The organism is Klebsiella sp. A52, from assembly GCF_018388785.1.
GTDB lineage: Bacteria > Pseudomonadota > Gammaproteobacteria > Enterobacterales > Enterobacteriaceae > Klebsiella > Klebsiella aerogenes.
The window spans coordinates 816,049-834,441 of the sequence record NZ_CP074437.1 but is presented as its reverse complement, the minus strand read 5'-3'; the positions used below and the strand labels follow the sequence as shown (position 1 = coordinate 834,441).

The 18,393-nt window shown below is 58.1% G+C and carries 16 protein-coding genes; 11 read left to right on the top strand and 5 right to left on the bottom strand.

The window, feature by feature from the left end; genetic code table 11:
- Positions 1 to 4: 4 nt before the first annotated feature.
- The 8 genes from KGA69_RS03830 to KGA69_RS03795 all read left to right on the top strand — a co-directional run bounded on the left by KGA69_RS03830 (position 5) and on the right by KGA69_RS03795 (position 7,609).
- On the top strand, positions 5 to 649 hold the full coding sequence (locus tag KGA69_RS03830) for a DUF4310 family protein (protein WP_015368573.1): 645 nt from the start codon (positions 5 to 7) through the stop codon (positions 647 to 649).
- Between the two features lie 112 nt (positions 650 to 761).
- Positions 762 to 1,895, top strand: coding sequence for an amidohydrolase/deacetylase family metallohydrolase (locus KGA69_RS03825; protein WP_049061385.1), 1,134 nt, complete (start codon positions 762 to 764; stop codon positions 1,893 to 1,895).
- Positions 1,879 to 2,997 carry a DgaE family pyridoxal phosphate-dependent ammonia lyase gene (locus KGA69_RS03820; RefSeq protein ID WP_213292849.1) on the top strand — a complete coding sequence of 373 codons (1,119 nt, stop codon included), beginning with the start codon at positions 1,879 to 1,881 and terminating at the stop codon, positions 2,995 to 2,997. The genes KGA69_RS03825 and KGA69_RS03820 overlap by 17 nt, the downstream gene beginning before the upstream one ends.
- A complete protein-coding gene (gene dagF, locus KGA69_RS03815; RefSeq protein ID WP_045394691.1) occupies positions 2,994 to 3,734 on the top strand; it encodes a 2-dehydro-3-deoxy-phosphogluconate aldolase in 741 nt (246 codons plus the stop codon). Before KGA69_RS03820 ends, dagF begins: the two co-directional genes overlap by 4 nt.
- A gap of 185 nt (positions 3,735 to 3,919) precedes the next feature.
- Complete coding sequence (locus KGA69_RS03810) at positions 3,920 to 5,071, top strand: lactonase family protein (RefSeq protein ID WP_213292848.1); 1,152 nt, start codon at positions 3,920 to 3,922, stop codon at positions 5,069 to 5,071.
- 22 nt (positions 5,072 to 5,093) lie between these two features.
- On the top strand, positions 5,094 to 7,004 hold the full coding sequence (locus KGA69_RS03805; RefSeq protein WP_045394695.1) for a BglG family transcription antiterminator: 1,911 nt from the start codon (positions 5,094 to 5,096) through the stop codon (positions 7,002 to 7,004).
- An 88-nt stretch (positions 7,005 to 7,092) separates the two neighbouring features.
- Positions 7,093 to 7,335 (top strand): type II toxin-antitoxin system RelB/DinJ family antitoxin, encoded by a 243-nt coding sequence (locus KGA69_RS03800; protein ID WP_002886901.1) that lies wholly within the window; start codon positions 7,093 to 7,095, stop codon positions 7,333 to 7,335.
- Positions 7,325 to 7,609 carry a type II toxin-antitoxin system RelE family toxin gene (locus tag KGA69_RS03795; protein WP_045394697.1) on the top strand — a complete coding sequence of 95 codons (285 nt, stop codon included), beginning with the start codon at positions 7,325 to 7,327 and terminating at the stop codon, positions 7,607 to 7,609. The genes KGA69_RS03800 and KGA69_RS03795 overlap by 11 nt, the downstream gene beginning before the upstream one ends.
- A 3-nt stretch (positions 7,610 to 7,612) precedes the next feature.
- Here KGA69_RS03795 and nrdG read toward each other — a convergent pair whose 3' ends face one another.
- From nrdG to KGA69_RS03780, 3 genes are all read right to left on the bottom strand, one after another.
- Positions 7,613 to 8,077 (bottom strand): anaerobic ribonucleoside-triphosphate reductase-activating protein, encoded by a 465-nt coding sequence (nrdG, locus tag KGA69_RS03790; protein WP_213292847.1) that lies wholly within the window; start codon positions 8,075 to 8,077, stop codon positions 7,613 to 7,615.
- 471 nt (positions 8,078 to 8,548) lie between these two features.
- On the bottom strand, positions 8,549 to 10,687 hold the full coding sequence (gene nrdD, locus KGA69_RS03785; protein WP_015368566.1) for an anaerobic ribonucleoside-triphosphate reductase: 2,139 nt from the start codon (positions 10,685 to 10,687) through the stop codon (positions 8,549 to 8,551).
- A gap of 356 nt (positions 10,688 to 11,043) precedes the next feature.
- Positions 11,044 to 11,787: a MurR/RpiR family transcriptional regulator gene (locus tag KGA69_RS03780; protein ID WP_045394700.1), complete on the bottom strand. Its 744-nt coding sequence runs from the start codon at positions 11,785 to 11,787 to the stop codon at positions 11,044 to 11,046.
- A 306-nt stretch (positions 11,788 to 12,093) separates the two neighbouring features.
- On the opposite strand from KGA69_RS03780, the gene KGA69_RS03775 reads away from it, so the two are divergent.
- The 3 genes from KGA69_RS03775 to celB all read left to right on the top strand — a co-directional run bounded on the left by KGA69_RS03775 (position 12,094) and on the right by celB (position 15,133).
- The gene (locus KGA69_RS03775; RefSeq protein ID WP_015368564.1) at positions 12,094 to 12,357 is read left to right on the top strand and encodes a PTS sugar transporter subunit IIB; all 264 of its coding nucleotides are present in this window, start codon (positions 12,094 to 12,096) and stop codon (positions 12,355 to 12,357) included.
- Between the two features lie 90 nt (positions 12,358 to 12,447).
- Positions 12,448 to 13,755 (top strand): 6-phospho-beta-glucosidase, encoded by a 1,308-nt coding sequence (locus KGA69_RS03770; RefSeq protein ID WP_045394701.1) that lies wholly within the window; start codon positions 12,448 to 12,450, stop codon positions 13,753 to 13,755.
- Between the two features lie 25 nt (positions 13,756 to 13,780).
- Positions 13,781 to 15,133: a PTS cellobiose transporter subunit IIC gene (celB, locus tag KGA69_RS03765; RefSeq protein ID WP_049061474.1), complete on the top strand. Its 1,353-nt coding sequence runs from the start codon at positions 13,781 to 13,783 to the stop codon at positions 15,131 to 15,133.
- Positions 15,134 to 15,189: 56 nt separating this feature from the next.
- On the opposite strand, the gene treC is transcribed toward celB, so the two are convergent.
- Together treC and treB are read right to left on the bottom strand one after the other, a co-directional pair.
- Positions 15,190 to 16,845, bottom strand: a complete 1,656-nt coding sequence (gene treC, locus KGA69_RS03760; RefSeq protein ID WP_045394702.1) for an alpha,alpha-phosphotrehalase — start codon at positions 16,843 to 16,845, stop codon at positions 15,190 to 15,192.
- A gap of 51 nt (positions 16,846 to 16,896) precedes the next feature.
- Positions 16,897 to 18,315 carry a PTS trehalose transporter subunit IIBC gene (gene treB, locus KGA69_RS03755; RefSeq protein WP_045378471.1) on the bottom strand — a complete coding sequence of 473 codons (1,419 nt, stop codon included), beginning with the start codon at positions 18,313 to 18,315 and terminating at the stop codon, positions 16,897 to 16,899.
- Positions 18,316 to 18,393 lie beyond the last annotated feature (78 nt).

Sequence of the window (18,393 nt, the reverse complement as noted above, 5' to 3'; positions counted from 1 at the left end):
GATAATGGAACAGAATAAAGGTTTTTGGTATGCCGACTGGTCGTTCCCGATCTTTGTTGGCCTGCTCTCCTCCGGCGTCTTCGCCGGGACGCACATGTACTACCTGTACGGCATCGGCGCATTTAACGAAGTGGCCTTCGTGGCGATGTTGAAGGCAGGGATTGATACCGGCGCGTACGGCGCGGTGGCGGCATTCGGCGCGAGCTTCCTGTTCGCCCGCATCATCGAAGGTTCGCTGGTGGGGATTCTGGATATCGGCGGCGCCATCCAGACCGGTATCGGCCTCGGCGTGCCGGCGCTACTGCTTGGCGCGGGCTTTGTCTTCCCGGTGGCGAACTTCGCCGCGTCGCTGGCAACCGGCCTGATCCTCGGCCTGGCGGTCGGCTACATCATCATTCTGGCGCGTAAGTTCACCATCAACCAGAGCGACTCCACCTACGGCGCCGACGTGATGATGGGGGCCGGTAACGCCTCCGGCCGCTTCCTCGGTCCATTGATCATCCTCAGCGCGATGACGGCGTCTATTCCTATCGGGATTGGTTCTTTGGTTGGCGCACTGCTGTTCTACATCTGGCAGAAACCGATCACCGGCGGCGCCATCCTCGGCGCGATGATCCTCGGTTCCATCTTCCCGATTGCGATTAGCTAATCGCCCGATGGCGCTGCGCTTATCCGGCCTACAAGTCAGCGCGATTTGTAGGCCGGATAAGGCGGTACGCCGCCATCCGGCAACAGATTCACTCTTTCATCAGGAGATAGCTATGTTTGATTTACTCCTGCGCCGTGCGCGCCTCGTCGACGATACCCTGACTGATATCGCCATCCAGGACGGGAAAATCGCGGCGCTGGGCGAGATTAGCGCGCCCTCCCGTAAGACCATCGAACTGAACGGCAAGGTTTACGTCAGCGCTGGCTGGATTGACTCTCACGTTCACTGCTACCCGAATTCACCGATTTATCACGATGAGCCGGATAGCGTCGGCATCGCCACCGGCGTCACTACCGTGATCGATGCCGGCAGCACCGGCGCCGACGACGTCGATGACTTCTATCAACTGACCCGTAAAGCGGCGACGGAAGTTTATGCGTTGCTCAACATCTCCCGCGTCGGGCTGATTGCGCAGAATGAGCTGGCGAATATGGCCAATATCGACGCCGCCGCGGTGAAGCAGGCGGTGCAGCGTCATCCTGACTTTATCGTCGGCCTGAAGGCGCGGATGAGCAGCAGCGTCGTCGGCGAAAACGGCATCACGCCGCTGGCGCGCGCCAAGGCCATTCAGCAGGAAAACGGCGATCTGCCGCTGATGGTGCACATCGGCAATAACCCGCCGAACCTCGATGAAATCGCCGATCTGCTGAGCAGCGGCGACATCATTACCCACTGCTATAACGGCAAGCCGAACCGCATTCTGAATCCTGCCGGCGAGCTGCGCAGCTCCATTACTCGCGCGCTGCAGCGCGGCGTGCGCCTCGATGTCGGCCACGGTACCGCCAGTTTCAGCTTTGAAGTGGCGCGGCGGGCGATTGCGATGGGTATTCTGCCGCATACCATTAGCTCCGATATTTACTGCCGTAACCGTATTGACGGCCCGGTGCGCTCGCTGGCGCTGGTGATGTCGAAATTCCTCGCCATCGGCATGACCCTGCCGCAGGTGATTGACTGCGTGACCGTCAGCGCCGCCGAGGGGCTGCGCCTGGCGCGTAAAGGGCGCCTGGAAGAGGGCTTCGATGCCGATTTAACGCTATTTAGCCTGCAGCATCAGCCCACGTTATTGGTGGATGCCGAAAAAGAGAGCCTGCAGGCTGACAACATTCTGGTGCCGCTGGCCGCGATTCGCGCGGGCAAGGGCTATCTGACCGAACAAGGGAGCGCGGAACATGCCTTCGATTTTTGAGAAATACCATTTAAAACAAGTTATTAATACTTCAGGCCGGATGACGGCGCTGGGCGTCTCCACGCCGCGCCCGGAAGTGGTTGAAGCCGCGATGGCCGGTATGAACCAGTACTTTGAAATGAAAGACCTGGTGAATAAAACCGGCGAGTACATCGCCAAACTGCTGGATGTGGAAGGGGCGACCGTTGTCTCCTGCGCGTCGGCGGGGATTGCCCAGTCGGTAGCGGCGGTGCTGGTGAAAGACAGCGACTGGCTGCTGGAGAACCTGCACGTTACCCCGATTGAAAATAACGAAATCGTGTTGCCGAAGGGCCACAACGTCAACTTTGGCGCGCCGGTAGGCACCATGGTGGCGTTGGGCGGCGGTAAGCTGGTGGAAGCGGGCTACGCCAACGAATGTTCTGCCCAACAGCTGGCGGCGGCGATCACTCCGTGCACCGCGGCGATTCTGTACATCAAATCCCACCACTGCGTGCAGAAAAGCATGCTCAACGTCGCGCAGGCCGCGGAAGTGGCGCGCCAGCATAACTTGCCGCTGATCGTCGATGCGGCGGCGGAAGAAGATTTGCAGTGCTACTACCGCATGGGGGCAGACCTGGTTATCTACAGCGGCGCGAAAGCGATTGAAGGGCCGACCAGCGGGCTGGTCATCGGCAAAACGCAGTACGTCGAGTGGGTTAAGCGCCAGTCGATGGGGATTGGCCGGGCGATGAAAGTGGGTAAAGAGGGCATTCTCGGCCTGACCTGCGCCATTGAACACTACCTGACGGCGACCAAAGAGAGCGGTCAGCAGATGGTGGACAAGATGACGCCGTTTATCGAACAGCTCAACACTCTCAACGGCGTGACCGCGCGGGTGGTGTGGGATAGCGCGGGCCGCGATATCGCCCGTGCCGAAATTAAATTTGATGAAGCGACTACCGGCGTGAATACCGGCGATCTGGTTAACGCGCTCAAGCAGGGCGAATACGCCATTTACTTCCGCGGCTATAAAGCGAATGAAGGCATTATTGAAGCCGATGTCCGCAGCGTGAACGCGCAGCAGCTGGAGGTGGTCGCTCGCCGCATCGCAGAAGTTCTGAATAAGGAGAAACAAGCATGAAACTGACCCCAAATTTTTACCGTGACCGCGTGTGCCTGAACGTACTGGCGGGCAGCAAAGACAACGCTCGTGAAATTTACGACGCGGCGGAAGGTCATGTACTGGTCGGCGTGCTCTCCAAAAACTATCCGGACGTCGCCAGCGCGGTGGCCGATATGCGTGAATACGCGAAGCTGATTGATAACGCGCTCTCCGTCGGGCTGGGCGCAGGGGATCCAAACCAGTCGGCGATGGTGAGCGAGATTTCTCGCCAGGTGCAGCCGCAGCACGTCAACCAGGTCTTCACCGGCGTGGCTACCAGCCGCGCGCTGCTCGGGCAGAACGAGACCGTGGTGAATGGTCTGGTCTCGCCGACCGGTACGCCGGGAATGGTGAAGATCTCAACCGGCCCGCTGAGCAGCGGCGCGGCGGATGGGATTGTTCCGCTGGAAACCGCCATCGCGCTGTTGAAAGATATGGGCGGCAGCTCTATCAAATACTTCCCGATGGGCGGCCTGAAGCATCGCGCCGAATTTGAAGCCGTCGCCAAAGCCTGCGCTGAACACGATTTCTGGCTGGAGCCGACCGGCGGTATCGATCTGGAAAACTACAGCGAGATCCTGAAAATCGCGCTGGATGCCGGCGTGAGTAAAATCATCCCGCATATTTACAGCTCGATTATCGATAAAGCCAGCGGCAACACCCGCCCGGCCGATGTTCGCCAGTTGCTGGAGATGACCAAACAGTTAGTGAAGTAGTGCCATTGTCCCTCACCCTAACCCTCTCCCAAGGGGAGAGGGAACCGTCCGGTTTTCTCCCTCAGGGAAGGGGACCATCTGGTTTTCTCCCTCAGGGAAGGGGACCGTCTGGTGTTCTCCCTCTCCCTTTGGGAGAGGGCCGGGGTGAGGGGAAACTTATCCCACCGAACCATCAAGGAGTTACCATGCCAACCGCTCGTCACCTGCTTGTTGCTTCACTGTCTCTGCTTGCCGCCGGCGCCGCCGCGCAAACCCACTACGCCTGGATTGGCACCTATAATCCTAATGGCGAAGGTCTGTATCGCTTTACCGTCGATGCCAAAACCGGCGCCCTGCGCGATAAGGCGCTGGTGAGCTCGTTGCCGAACGTCGCGCAGCTGACCGTGTCGCGCGATGGCAAAACGCTGTATGCCGCCAGTGAAGTCGAAAAAGGCGTGGTGCAGGCGTGGCGAATTGACAAGAACGGCGAGCTGGCGGAACTCAACCAGGTTGCCTCTGGCGGCGCCGGGCCAGTGTATCTCTCCCTGACGCCGGATGGTAAATATCTGTTGGTGGCCAACTACGTTAGCGGCAGCGCCGCCGTGCTACCGGTGAAAGAAGATGGTAGCCTGGGCGAGGCGGTAGATGTGCATCAGGATGAAGGTCCGGCCGGCGCCGAACGTCCGGCGGCGGCCGTCGAGGGCAGCTTTGCCATTAGCGATCACAATGGCCCGCACGCCCATATGATCGCCGCCGATCCCAGCGGGAAGTTTGTTTACTCCACCGATCTGGGGCTGGATCGGATCTATCAGTACCGTCTGGATAGCGCCAGCGGCAAACTGACGCCAAACGATCCGCCGTTTATCGCCGCCTCGTCGCCGGGCGCCGGCCCGCGGCACTTCGTCTTTACGCCAAAGGGCGACGGCCTGTGGCTGATTAACGAAGAAGCGTCGACGCTAACCTTCTATCATCTTGATAAGCAAAGCGGCCTGCTGCGCGAAGGCAAAACCGTCTCCGCGCTGCCAAAAGAGTATAAGGGCACCAGCTTTGCCGCCGGCCTTGTGCTGAGCAACGATGGCAAACAGCTATACGTCGCCAACCGCCTGCATAACAGCATTGCCCACTTTAGCGTGCTGGCTGACGGCAGCCTGAGCCACCAGGAGGATATCTGGACGCGTGGGGATTACCCCCGTACGCTGACCCTGGATAATCAGGGGCAGTGGCTGTACGTCATGAACCAGCGTAGCGATAATATTACCCGTTTTAGCGTGGCGCCGAAGGATGGCAAATTAACCTTTGCCTCAGACTACACGCCGGTCGGTAGCCCATCGCAGATGGTGATATCCGCCCAACCCTGAGCCGTAACAACAAGGAACTGACATGCGATTTCCCAACCAACGCTTAGCGCAACTCTTCACCCTGCTGCGAAATGAAACGCTGCCGCAGGATGAACTGGCGCAGCGGCTGTCGGTTTCTACCCGTACCGTGCGCGCCGATATTACCGCGCTGAATGCGCTGCTGGCACAGTATGGCGCGCAGTTTACGCTCAACCGCGGTAGCGGTTATCAGCTGAAGATTGACGACCGATCGCGTTTTCAGGCGCTGGAGGAGACGGCGCCGAAGACGCAGCACGTGCCGCGTACCGCCCAGGAGCGCATCCACTTTTTGCTGGTGCGTTTCCTGACCTCGGCATTCTCTATCAAGCTGGAAGATCTGGCCGATGAATGGTTCATCAGCCGCGCCACGCTGCAGAATGATATGGTCGAGGTGCGCGAGCGCTTCCAGCGCTATCAGCTTACCCTCGAAACCCGCCCGCGCCACGGCATGAAGCTGTTCGGCAGCGAGGTATCGATTCGCGCCTGCTTGACCGATCTACTGTGGGAGCTGACGCTGCAGGGCGGCATTAATCCGTTGATTAGCGCCGAGGCGCTGGAAGCGGATGTCCCGGCGCAACTGGAGCCGGTGCTGCAGGAGACGCTCACGCGGCATCATATTCGCCTCACCGATGTCGGCGAGCGTTTTATCTGCCTGTACGGCGCGGTCGTGGTACGCCGCGTTAGTGAAGGCTATCCGCTGGCCGATTTTAGCGCTGAAGATGTGGCGCAAAACGTCCGCGACGCCGCGCGCGATTTGGCGGGAGAGCTACAGCGGTTGGCCGGAAAACCCTTCTCGCCCGCCGAGGAAGAGTGGCTGTGCGTGCATATCGCCGCCCGCCAGGTACAGGATGTCGATCCGGAAACCATCAGCGCCGACGATGACGAAGCGCTGGTCAATTACATTCTGCGTTACATTAACAGCCAATATAACTATAACCTGCTGGAAGACGCCCAGCTGCACGCCGATCTGCTGACCCACATTAAGACCATGATCACCCGCGTGCGCTATCAGATAATGATCCCCAATCCGCTGCTCGATAACATCAAACAGCACTATCCGATGGCATGGGATATGACCCTCGCCGCGGTATCGAGCTGGGGAAAATACACGCCTTATACCATCAGCGAAAACGAAATCGGCTTTCTGGTGCTGCATATCGGCGTCGGGCTGGAACGCCACTACAACATCGGCTACCAGCGCCAGCCGCACGTGCTGCTGGTGTGCGATACCAGCAATGCGATGGTGCGGATGATCGAAGCGATCCTGCAGCGTAAATATCCGCAACTGGAGATCGCCGCCACCATTTCCCAGCGCGAGTACGAACAGCGAGAAGCGATCGATGAGGATTTTGTTATCTCAACGGTGCGGATCGGCGAAAAAGACAAACCGGTGGTGACCATTGCGCCGTTCCCCACCGATTACCAGTTAGATCAGATTGGCAAGCTGGTGCTGGTGGATCGCACCCGTCCGTGGATGTTGAATAAGTACTTCGATGCCGCCCACTTCCGGGTGATCGATAAGCCGATAGATCAGCAAACGCTGTTCGCCGAGCTGTGTCAGCAGCTGCAGCAGGAGGGTTTTGTCGATGCGGAGTTTCATGATTCGGTGGTCGAGCGTGAAGCGATCGTCAGTACCATGCTGGGCGATGGCATTGCGCTGCCGCACGCCCTCGGTCTGTTAGCGAAAAAGACGGTGGTCTATACCGTTATTGCTCCGCAGGGCATCGCCTGGGGCGACGAAATCGCCCATATCATCTTCCTGCTCGCTATCAGCAAGAGCGAGTATGAAGAGGCGATGGCGATCTACGATATTTTCGTGACGTTCCTGCGCGAGCGGGCCATGAGCCGCCTCGCCGCGACCCGCAGCTTCGATGAGTTTAAAACGGTGGCGATGGAGTGCGTCAGTCGGTTTTGAGAGGTGTTTTCCAGATTCGAATGTAATTCGAATGTAATTCAAATGTAATGCTATACTGCATTACAAAATTCCCCTTTCTGGAGGCATAATGGCCACGCTCAATGTTCGACTGGACGATAAACTCAAAAAAGAGGCTTATGCCGTGCTGGAGAAACTCGATATGACGCCAACGGAGGCGGTACGCTTGCTGTTTCAATACATTGCGGAAAATGGCCGCATGCCGGTGAAAAGTATGACCATCAGCGATGGCGAAGCGGCGTTGTTACGCACCGTTCGCGAGCGGCTGGAGAACCCACGGCCGGGGGTTAAGGTGAGTCTGGATGACCTATGAACTGGAGTTTGATCCACGAGCCTGGCGCGAATGGCAGAAGCTTGGCGAGACGGTCAAAAAACAGTTCAAAAATAAGCTCCAGCAGGTTGTGCAGAATCCGCGAATTGAGTCGGCCAGGCTGAGCGATTTGCCGGATTGCTACAAAATCAAGCTTAAGGCGTCAGGTTATCGGCTGGTGTATCAAGTACGAGATAGTGTGGTGGTGGTTTACGTTATTGCCATTGGCAAAAGAGAGAAAGCGGCCGTTTATCATCAGGCGAATAAACGGCTCTAAACGCTATCGCAAATGATGCACGACCTGGTTGCTGCTGCCGCGCCAGATAAGCGCCGGGTCTTTTAAATCCTGCACAAACTTACCGTCGACCAGCACGTTAATCAGGTTCACGACTTCCATCTGCTCTGCGTTCAGTTCATCAATCTTATAGCCGGTCCAGACCCAGATATCTTTATCGGGGCATTCGGCGCGTACGCGCTGCACCAGTTTGAGGATCTCCGCGACGTTTTGCGGATGCAGCGGATCGCCACCGGAGAGTGAAAGCCCCTGGCGTTTGATGCGGGTATCGTTGAGGTCGGCAATGATGCGGTCGGCCATCCCGGTCGTGAACGGCATGCCGGAATTCACCCGCCAGGTGCTTTTGTTGTAGCAGCCGGGACACTCGTGGACGCAGCCGGAGACAAACAGGGTGCAGCGGGTGCCGGGGCCGTTGACGATGTCGACGGGGTAGTATTGGTGATAATTCATTTTCGCTTCTCAATTAACGTCATAGCGGCGTTGGCTGCGCTCACTCACCCCAGTCACGTACTGAATGTACGCTCCTGGAGATTCCTTCGTTTGCCGCCTTGCTCTGACATTAATTGCTTTGCGAAAACGAAGGAGTGCTGCCATTTCCCGGCGTCGCTGCGCTCGGCCGGGCTACCAGGGGCTGATACCCTCACCCCGGCCCTCTCCCAAGGAGAGAGGGGGAAAACCAGCGCCGGGCTTGAACGGTTCCCACTCCCAAGGGGAGAGGGGGAAAACCAGCGCCGTGCTTGAACGGTTCCCACTCCCAAGGGGAGAGGGGGGAAACCAGCGCCGGGCTCAACGCCGGGCTTGAACGGTTCCCACTCCCAAGGGGAGAGGGGAAAACCAGCGCCGGGCTTAATGCCGGGCTCGAACGGTTCCCTCTCCCTTGAGGGAGAGGGTTAGGGTGAGGGTGAGAACCCTGTGCAGAACTTAACCGATCTGCCCATTGCCCAGGTGCTTCACGCGGCGCTTCACTTCTTCCTGCTTGCCAGCGTTGAACGGACGCGCGTCCGGGCTGCCGAGATAACCGCATACCCGGCGGGTCACCGATACGCGGGCGGCGTCGTGGTTGCCGCATTTCGGGCAGGTAAAGCCCTTGCTCGTGCACTCGAACTCGCCGGTATACCCGCACTCGTAGCATTCATCGATCGGCGTATTGGTGCCGTAATACGGTACGTGCTGATAGCTGTAATCCCACACGTCTTCCAGCGCCTTGAGGTTATGCTGGATATTCGGATATTCGCCGTAGCAAATGAAGCCGCCGTTGGCCAGCGGCGGATACGGCGCTTCAAAATCGATCTTGTCGTACGGGTTAACCTTCTTCTCGACGTCGAGATGGAAGCTGTTGGTGTAGTAGCCTTTCTCGGTCACGCCCGGTACCACGCCGAATTCGGCGGTATCGAGGCGGCAGAAGCGATCGCACAGGTTTTCGCTCGGCGTGCTGTACAGGCTGAAGCCGTAGCCGGTCTCTTCCTTCCACTGTTCAACGGCGTCGCGCAGACGCTGCACGATGGCGATGCCTTTTTCACGCAGCGCTTCGCTATCGTACATATGCTGATTGTTGTACAGCGCGTTGATGGTCTCGTGAATCCCGATGTAGCCCAGGGAGATGGACGCGCGGCCGTTTTTGAAAATTTCCGCGACGTCGTCGTCGGCTTTCAGACGTACGCCGCAGGCGCCTTCCATATACAGAATCGGCGCGACGCGGGCTTTCACCCCTTCCAGACGAGCGATACGGGTCATCAGCGCTTTGCGCGCCAGCAGCAGGCGCTCGTCCAGCAGCGCCCAGAAGGCGGCTTCGTCGCCTTTCGCTTCCAGCGCGATACGCGGCAGGTTCAGACTGATAACGCCGAGGTTGTTGCGCCCATCGTGTACCTGTTCGCCGTTCTCGTTTTCCCACACGCCGAGGAAACTGCGGCAGCCCATCGGCGTTTTAAACGACCCGGTAACTTTCACGACCTGATCGTAGTTGAGAATATCCGGGTACATGCGCTTGCTGGCGCACTCTAACGCCAGCTGTTTGATGTCATAGTTCGCATCGCCGAATTTATGGTTCAGGCCGTCGCGAATGGCGAAGACCAGTTTCGGGAATACCGCCGTTTTGCGGTTTTTGCCGAGACCGGCGATGCGGTTGCGCAGAATCGACTGCTGGATCAGGCGCGACTCCCAACTGGTGCCGAGGCCAAAACCAAAGGTGACGAATGGCGTCTGGCCGTTGGCGGTATGCAGCGTGTTGACCTCATATTCCAGCGACTGGAACGCGTCGTAGCACTCTTTTTCGGTCCGCGTACGGGCATAGCCTTCGGCATCCGGGATCTGCCACTCTTCGGCAATTTTACGATGCTTTTTGAAGCTCTCGGTGACGAACGGCGCCAGCACTTCATCGATACGGTTAATGGTGGTGCCGCCGTAAATATGGCTGGCGACCTGGGCGATAATCTGCGCCGTGACCGCGGTGGCGGTAGAGATAGACTTCGGCGGCTCAATTTCGGCATTGCCCATTTTAAAGCCGTGCGTCAGCATGCCTTTCAGGTCGATCAGCATGCAGTTGAACATCGGGAAGAACGGCGAATAGTCGAGATCGTGGTAGTGGATCTCGCCGCGCTCGTGCGCCTGTACGACATCGCGCGGCAGCAGATGCTGACGGGCATAGTGTTTGGCCACGATACCGGCCAGCAGATCGCGCTGGGTCGGGATCACTTTACTGTCTTTGTTGGCGTTCTCGTTGAGCAGCGATGAGTTGGTTTGCTCGACCAGACCGCGAATTTCCTGGTTCAGGCGGCCGCGCTTTTCACGCTCGATATCGCGATCGTGGCGATATTCGATATAGGCGCGCGCCAGCTGTTTCCACGGGCCGGACATCAACTGGTTTTCCACGGCGGTCTGGATATCGTTGATATCGACCTGCGCGCGGCCCTGCATTTGCTGGCTAACGACTTCTGCGACGGTGGCGCAATAGTCTGCGTCATCGACTCCCGCTGCTTTAGCTGCACGCAGAATTGCTTCTTTAATGCGCTCTGACTTGAACGGCACTTTACAGCCATCACGTTTCATCACATGCGGTGTCATGATCACTCCATATATAGAACAGGTTATCCACAGAGGCGGAAGGTCTCCCAAAAGCGCGCCACGCTACGACTAGCGGCGTTTGCCTTCGGATCCGGCCCTTTTTATCCACATCTCATCACCGCCCAACAACGACAAGATATGGTGACATAATAGACGATTAATACAATATGTAGGGCCGGGGCGCATTTTAAGTTCTATATGTAGTGATTTGCATCAAAGATGTTTGCGATTTTATTGACCCAGAACAAGGTAAAAAGGTGAGAGTACGGATGATGGGCGCTGGCGTAAATGTAAATTTAGGCGCTTAAAATATAAGCAAAAATTGGGCCCGAACGCTAAAGGAACGGGCAAAACATTCAGGCTATCAATGTATCGTTAAGCAGATCGACCAGCAGTAGCAGGGCGTAGCGGGCATGTTGCGGGTTGGCGGGCAGCGGAAGCACGGCGCTGGCCATATCGGCCAGCGCATGCTGTTCCGGGGTCAGTGCGATAATCGTCACTCCCTGCGTACGCGCCTGCAGCGTCGCGCTCTGTAATACCGTACTGGCTTCGGCGGTGGCCAGTACCAGCAGTAGATGATCGTCGTTGAGGGTACTGGCGGTCATTCGCATCAGCGCCGCCTCCTGACAGAGATTAATCGCGATGCCGGATGGCAGCAGCTGGTGCTGCAGCAGCGCCGCCAGCGCCACGTCCTGCGCGCCGAGGGCGAAGCAATGCACCGCGCGGGCGCTCAGCAGGCGCGATTTGCACTTTTCCACCGCCGCTTCGGCGGTGTGCCCGAGCTGGCGGGTTAGCGTATCGCCGAGGCTGCTAAGTTTGTCGCGCCAGGCGACGGGCAGGGCGGCGCTATCCGGCGTGAGCCAGCTGGCGCGCCGTTCGCTGGCCTGCGCCAGCTGTTTACGTAAATCGCGAATATCATCACAACCCACTGAACGAGCGAAGCGGGTGATGGTGGCCGGGCTGACCCCCGCGCTGGCGGCCAGCTCATCAATGGAGGCGCTGGCGGTAAAGCTAAGATTTTCCAGAATAAAGGCGGCAACGCGCGACTCCTGAGCGCTAAAGCGGATCAATCCTTCCTGTAGCTGACCTACGATATCCATCCTGATGTTCCCTTTGGCAGTACCCGGAATTGAAAATATTTTTCAATTAGTGAATAGCCGTTTTTATAGCATCTGTGCAGGCGATTTCCTATGTCTGGCGTCGATGTTTGGCAATGACATGAGGAAATAATGCGCAAAAATTGAGCCTCGATCACATCGGTGAAAATTATTTTCATATAGCCTTCACTATCACACAATATTAACAATATAGTCGCACAGGTCGTTAAGGCTGAAGCGATAAACACGCAAAGGGGAAGCGCAATGCCACGAATCGTACTCTGTTGTGCCGCAGGCATGTCGACCAGCATGCTGGTAAATAAAATGAAAGCGGAAGCCCAGCAGCGCGCGCTGGCGCTGGAAATCTACGCGGTGGCGGTGGCAGAATTTGAACGTGAACTGCCGAACGCCGATGTCATCCTCCTCGGGCCGCAGGTCAAATACGAAGCCGGACGGCTAACCGCGCTGGCGGCGCCGCAGGGCAAAGCGGTAGCGGTGATCGATATGGCCGACTACGGCATGATGCGCGGCGCCGCGGTGCTGGATAAAGCACTGGCCCTGCTCGAACGCTAATTTTCTAATCCCGTTTTTTATCACCCTCACGTGCGGTCCTGGCGATCGCGCGCGGCGATCTGCATGCCGAAAATGCGAATAGAGGTCACTATGCAAGCACTGAAAATCGCCGTTATCGGCGGCGGCAGCAGCTACACGCCGGAGCTTATTGAAGGGATTATCGTTCGTTATGAGCAGCTTCCGGTCACCGAGCTGGCGCTGGTGGATGTCGAATCCGGCAGGGAAAAAGTTGAGATCATTGCCGCGCTGGCCCGGCGGATGTTGAAACATAAAGGGCTGGAGCAGGTGGCGGTCAGCGTCCACTTTACGCTCGATGAGGCGATCCGCGGCGCCAGCTTTGTGCTGACGCAGCTACGCGTCGGGCAACTGGCGGCGCGCGCCGCCGATGAACGGCTGGGTCTCAAATATCAACTATTGGGCCAGGAGACCACCGGCGTCGGCGGGTTCGCCAAGGCGCTGCGGACGATCCCGGTGATCCTCGAAGTTGCGCGCAAAGTGGAACAGCTGGCGCCGGAAGCGTTCATTCTCAATTTTACCAATCCGGCGGGGATCGTCACCGAGGCGGTCAGCCGCTACAGCAAGGCGAAGATCATCGGCCTGTGCAACGTACCGATCAACATGCAGCACATGATCGTCGGCATGTTGGGCGCGCAGGAGTCCGAAGTGAAACTGCGCTTTGCCGGGCTCAACCATATGGTCTGGGTGCATAAGGTGCTACAGGGGCGCGAGGATGTCACCGGCAAAGTGATCGATATGCTGTGCGACGGTAAGGCGCTGTCGATGAACAACATTAAAGAACTGCCGTGGCCGGCGGAATTCCTCCGCGCGCTGAAGGCGATTCCGTGCCCTTATCATCGTTATTTCTGGCTGACGCCGGCGATGCTGGCGGAAGAGATCGCCGCAGCGAAAACCAAAGGCACCCGCGCCGAGCAGGTGATGAAGGTCGAGCAGGAGCTGTTTGCGCTGTACGCCGACCCGCAGCTGGAAGAAAAACCAGAGCAACTGAGCTTTCGCGGCGGCGCTTACTACTCGGAAGTGGCCGTTGAGCTTATCAACGCGATTCACAACAACCTGGGCGCGGAGATGGTGGTAAACACCCGCAACAACGGCGCGATTCACGGCCTGGATGATGATGCGGTGGTGGAAACCAACAGCATTATCGATGCGCAAGGGGCGCGGCCGCTGGCATTCGGCCCGCTGCCGCCGGCGATGAACGGCCTGACGCAGCAGGTGAAAGCCTTTGAACGGCTGACGATTGAAGCCGCGGTACACGGCTGCCGCGAGAGCGCGCTGCTGGCGCTGGTGGCTAACCCGCTGGTCGGTAACGTCACCGATGCCCAGGCGCTGCTGGATGAAGTGTTAACGATAAACCGTCAATGGCTGACGCAATTTAACTGACCGCTATTTCCCTCGGGAGCACACCATGTCGAATACAAGCTGGATTGAACATTACGTCATGCCGGCGGCGCTGAAAATCGCCGGGCAAAAGCACGTCCTGTCGGTACGCGATGGCATCATTCTGAATATGCCGTTTATGCTGATTGGCTCGTTTTTCCTGATTTTCGCCTACCTGCCGATCCCCGGCTATGCCGACATGATGAGCGGCCTGTTTGGCGAGGTCTGGCGCGATAAAATGCTGTACCCGGTGAAAGCGACCTACGACATTATGGCGCTGATTTCCAGCTTCGGCATCGCCTATCGGCTGGCTGAGAAGTACCGCACTATCGACCCGCTGAGCGCCGGGGCGATGTCGCTGGTGGCCTTTGTGATGACTATCCCGCAAAACACCCTGTTTACCCCGGTACACGGCGCGGCGGAGGTGATTAAAGGAGTGATCCCGGTGAGCATGGTCGGCAGCCAGGGGTTGTTTGTCGCTATTGTCATTTCGCTGCTGTCGACGGAGATTTATCGTTTGGTCGCCAGTCGCAATCTCGTTATCCGCATGCCGGACGGCGTGCCGCCGGCAGTGGCGAAATCATTCCTCGCGCTGATCCCTGGTTTTTGCGTACTGGCGGTGGTGCTGGCGCTGCGCCTGGCGGTTGAGGCCTCGCCGTTCGGCGACATCAACAGCATGATCGCCACCCTGATCGGTATTCCGATGCATCACGTCGGCGGTACGCTGCCGGGGATGATTATTTCGGTGATTGTGATCGGTATTTTGTGGACGCTGGGCCTGCACGGCGACGCGATTGTGCTGGTATTTATCCAGCCGGTGTGGCTGTCGAATATGTCAGAGAACCTGACGGCCTTTCAGAACGGCCAGCCGATCCCGCATATTATTACCCAGCAATTTTACGACCTGTGGATTGCGCCCGGCGGCACCGGCGCGCTGCTGGGGCTGGTGATTTTTATGTTGCTGCGCAGCCGTAGTCAGCAGATGAAACAGCTGGGGAAAATTGCCGCGCCGGGAGCGTTGTTTAACATCAGCGAGCCGATGGTGTTTGGCATCCCGCTGGTGATGAACCCCTACTTCTTCCTGCCGTTTATTTTAACGCCGGTGCTGCTGGTGATCGTGTCCTATACCGCGATGGCGACCGGGCTGGTGGCGCCGCCGGCCGGAATCGCGCTGCCGTTCACCACGCCGATTTTCATCAGCGGCTATCTGGCGACCGGCGGCCATATTTCCGGCACCGTACTGCAGGTAGTGAATTTAACTATTTCGCTGGTGGTTTACTATCCGTTCTTCCGCGCCTGGGATCGGCTGAAGGCCAAAGAGGAGCATGCCTCAGCGCAGCCGCAGGAGAGCGTTATCCTTCCTGACGCTGACCGCGCGTAATCTCCAGTGCCACGAACCGGTAGTCCCGGTGAGCGTAGCGCCACCGGGGAAAAGCTTTACGCCTGCACCCACCATACCGCTTCGAACGGCCGCAGCGTCATTGCCGCCGGACGGTTGGCCGTTTCCGCATAGTTGCCAATCAGCGCCCGCCAGTCGCCGGACATCTCCGGCGGCTGCCACGGCTGGAACTCACGGCTCAGGTTGGCGGCCACCACCAGCGTCTGCCCCTGCCACTGGCGGCGATAACACCACAGCGACGGATGGTCCGGCAGCAGATCCTGATAATCCCCCCAGGTCAGCACCGGCGTGGTTTTTCGCAGCGCGATCAGCTGCTGATAGGTGTAAAACACCGATTCCGGATCCGCTAGCGCCGCCTCGACGTTAATCTCGCGATAGTTATCACCCAACGCGATCCAGGGTTCTCCATCGCTGAAGCCGCCGTTCTCGCCGTCGTGCCACGGCATCGGTGTGCGGCTATTATCGCGCGATTTGCTGGCCAGAATCGCCAGCAGTTCATCCGGGCTTTGCCCCTGCGCCGCGCGCTCGATAAACATGTTATGGCTTTCCACGTCGCGATAATCGCTGATGTTGCTGAAATGCGGGTTGGTCATGCCAATCTCTTCGCCCTGATAGATATAGGGCGTGCCCTGCATGCCGTGCAGTACCATCGCCAGCATCTTCGCCGCCGGCACCCGGTACTCGCCCTCGTCGCCGAAGCGTGACACGATGCGCGGCTGATCGTGGTTACACCAGAACAGCGCATTCCATGCCCGGTTATGCATCCCTTGCTGCCAGTGGCGGAATAGTGCTTTCAGCGCCACGTAGTCCGGACGGGCGAGGGTCCATTTTTCGCCGCCGGGATAATCGACTTTTAAGTGATGAAAATTAAACGTCATCGACAGTTCGCGTCCGTCCAGCGCGGCATACTGCTGGCAGTGTTCAAGCGAAGTGGAAGACATTTCGCCGACGGTCATCAGGCCACGAGGGGTAAAGACATCGCGGCTCATTTCCTGCAGGAACTCGTGAACCCGCGGGCCATCGGTGTAGAAGCGACGTCCATCGCCAACGCTATCGGACGGGAAGTTCTGATCCTTGGAGATAAGATTGATGACATCGAGGCGCAGGCCATCAACGCCGCGATCGGCCCAGAACTCGCAGACTTTTTTCAGCTCGGCGCGTACCGCCGGGTTTTCCCAGTTGAGATCCGCCTGCTCGGTGGCGAAAAGATGCAAATAATACTGTTCGCTTTCCGCATGCCACTGCCAGGCGTTACCGCCGAATTTCGAACGCCAGTTATTCGGCAATGTTCCCGGCTCGCCGTCGCGCCAGATATAGAACTGGCGGTACGGGCTTACCTTATTTAACGACTGGATGAACCATTCGTGTTCCGTCGAGGTATGGTTAAACACCATATCCAGCACGATGCGGATACCGCGCGCTTTCGCTCCGGCGACCAGTTGGTCGAAATCTTCCAGCGTGCCGTATGAGGGATCGATAGCGGTATAGTTCGCCACGTCATAGCCGTTGTCCACCTGCGGTGAGACGTAGAACGGCGTCAGCCAGATAGCGTCGACGCCGAGCTTTTTCAAGTAGTCGAGACGGGCGGTGACGCCGCGTAAATCGCCGGTGCCGCTGCCGGTGGTGTCCTGAAAACTCTTCGGGTAAATTTGATAAATAACGCCGTTTTGCCACCAGCGGGGAAGGGTATTCATATTACGTTCCTGCGAATAAAGGGGGCGCAAGCGGCGCCCCGAAAGAAGACGTTAGATAATCTGCAAGGTGCCCTGACGGTACTTGCGTTGATAAACCACGGTGGTGAGGATAATCGGCACTACCACGGCGATGGCCATCGCCGTGGCGTAGACCTGCCAGTAGCTTGGCTGAATCGACAGGATGCCCGGCAGGCCGCCGACGCCGATGCCATTCGCCAGCACGCCGTTCAGGCCGCAGAGCAGGCCCGCAAGGCCGGATCCGACCATCGCGCACAGCATCGGGAAGCGGTACTTCAGGTTGATGCCGTACATCGCCGGTTCGGTGACCCCGAGATAGGCGGAGATCGCCGCGGGTACCGAGATTTCGCGTTCATTCTGTTTACGGCTGGCAATAATAATGCCGACCACCGCCGACGCCTGAGCAATATTCGACAGCGCAATCAGCGGCCATACCGGCGTGCCGCCCATGCTTTGAATCATCTGCATATCGATAGCGAGGGTGGTCTGATGTACGCCGGTTATCACCAGCGGCGCATACAGGAAGCCGAACAGCGCGGCGCCGATCGGCGCGAAGCTGCCGGTTAACAAGTGGCGTACCGCGAAGGCCACGCCGTCGCCAATCAGACGACCAAACGGGCCGATAAAAGCGTGAGCGAGGAACACCGCCAGAATCAACGAGCACACCGGCACCACCACCAGATAGAGGTAGTCAGGCACGATACGCTTGAGGCGCGTTTCGATAAAGCCCAGCGCCAGCCCCGCCAGCAGAGCCGGGATCACCTGCGCCTGATAGCCGACTTTCGCAATGGTAAACAGGCCGAAGTTCCACACTTCCGGCACCTGCTGGCCGAGCAGGTAAGCGTTCATCAACTGCGGAGAGACCAGCGTGACGCCAAGCACGATCCCGAGGATCGGCGTGCCGCCCATTTTCTTCACCGCTGACCAGCAGATCCCCACCGGCAGATAGAAGAAGATAGCCTCGCCAATCAGCCACAAGAAGTCATAAATCGTTTTCAACGACGGGTGCATTTGCGCCAGCGTCTGGCCGTTGCTCATCGGCAGATCGCCGATGACGTTACGGAAACCGAGGATCAGACCGCCGCTGATCAGCGCCGGCAGGAGCGGGAAAAAGATCTCGGCAAAGTGCGAGATCAACCGTTCGTGCCACTTCATGTTTTGCCGCGCGGCCTGTTTGGCCTGCTCTTTGTCGGCGGACGCCTGGCCGGTGGTGGCCAGCAGCGCCTTATAGTAATCGCCGACTTCGGTGCCGATGACCACCTGGAACTGCCCGGCGTTAGTGAAGCATCCCTTCACCATGCGCAACTGCTCAATATCTTTCGGTTTGGCGATGGCCGGATCGTTCAGCACAAAGCGCAAACGGGTAATACAGTGGCTGACGGTGGCAATGTTGCCGCGCCCGCCCACCAGTTCGATCAGTTTATCGATGTCCTGCTGGTTTACTTTGCTCATGATGAAGCCTCAAAAACAGAGGGGAGAGATGCCGTTTTTACCTTGCATGCATCCTAACCGTTCCGTTGGGAATGCAAA

Bases quoted from the DNA above. Each gene is read 5' to 3' on its own strand.
- KGA69_RS03830 (WP_015368573.1), top strand. From the start codon at position 5: ATGGAACAGAATAAAGGTTTTTGGTATGCCGACTGGTCGTTCCCGATC.
- KGA69_RS03825 (WP_049061385.1), top strand. From the start codon at position 762: ATGTTTGATTTACTCCTGCGCCGTGCGCGCCTCGTCGACGATACCCTG.
- KGA69_RS03820 (WP_213292849.1), top strand. From the start codon at position 1,879: ATGCCTTCGATTTTTGAGAAATACCATTTAAAACAAGTTATTAATACT.
- dagF (WP_045394691.1), top strand. From the start codon at position 2,994: ATGAAACTGACCCCAAATTTTTACCGTGACCGCGTGTGCCTGAACGTA.
- KGA69_RS03810 (WP_213292848.1), top strand. From the start codon at position 3,920: ATGCCAACCGCTCGTCACCTGCTTGTTGCTTCACTGTCTCTGCTTGCC.
- KGA69_RS03805 (WP_045394695.1), top strand. From the start codon at position 5,094: ATGCGATTTCCCAACCAACGCTTAGCGCAACTCTTCACCCTGCTGCGA.
- KGA69_RS03800 (WP_002886901.1), top strand. From the start codon at position 7,093: ATGGCCACGCTCAATGTTCGACTGGACGATAAACTCAAAAAAGAGGCT.
- KGA69_RS03795 (WP_045394697.1), top strand. From the start codon at position 7,325: ATGACCTATGAACTGGAGTTTGATCCACGAGCCTGGCGCGAATGGCAG.
- nrdG (WP_213292847.1), bottom strand. From the start codon at position 8,077: ATGAATTATCACCAATACTACCCCGTCGACATCGTCAACGGCCCCGGC.
- nrdD (WP_015368566.1), bottom strand. From the start codon at position 10,687: ATGACACCGCATGTGATGAAACGTGATGGCTGTAAAGTGCCGTTCAAG.
- KGA69_RS03780 (WP_045394700.1), bottom strand. From the start codon at position 11,787: ATGGATATCGTAGGTCAGCTACAGGAAGGATTGATCCGCTTTAGCGCT.
- KGA69_RS03775 (WP_015368564.1), top strand. From the start codon at position 12,094: ATGCTGGTAAATAAAATGAAAGCGGAAGCCCAGCAGCGCGCGCTGGCG.
- KGA69_RS03770 (WP_045394701.1), top strand. From the start codon at position 12,448: ATGCAAGCACTGAAAATCGCCGTTATCGGCGGCGGCAGCAGCTACACG.
- celB (WP_049061474.1), top strand. From the start codon at position 13,781: ATGTCGAATACAAGCTGGATTGAACATTACGTCATGCCGGCGGCGCTG.
- treC (WP_045394702.1), bottom strand. From the start codon at position 16,845: ATGAATACCCTTCCCCGCTGGTGGCAAAACGGCGTTATTTATCAAATT.
- treB (WP_045378471.1), bottom strand. From the start codon at position 18,315: ATGAGCAAAGTAAACCAGCAGGACATCGATAAACTGATCGAACTGGTG.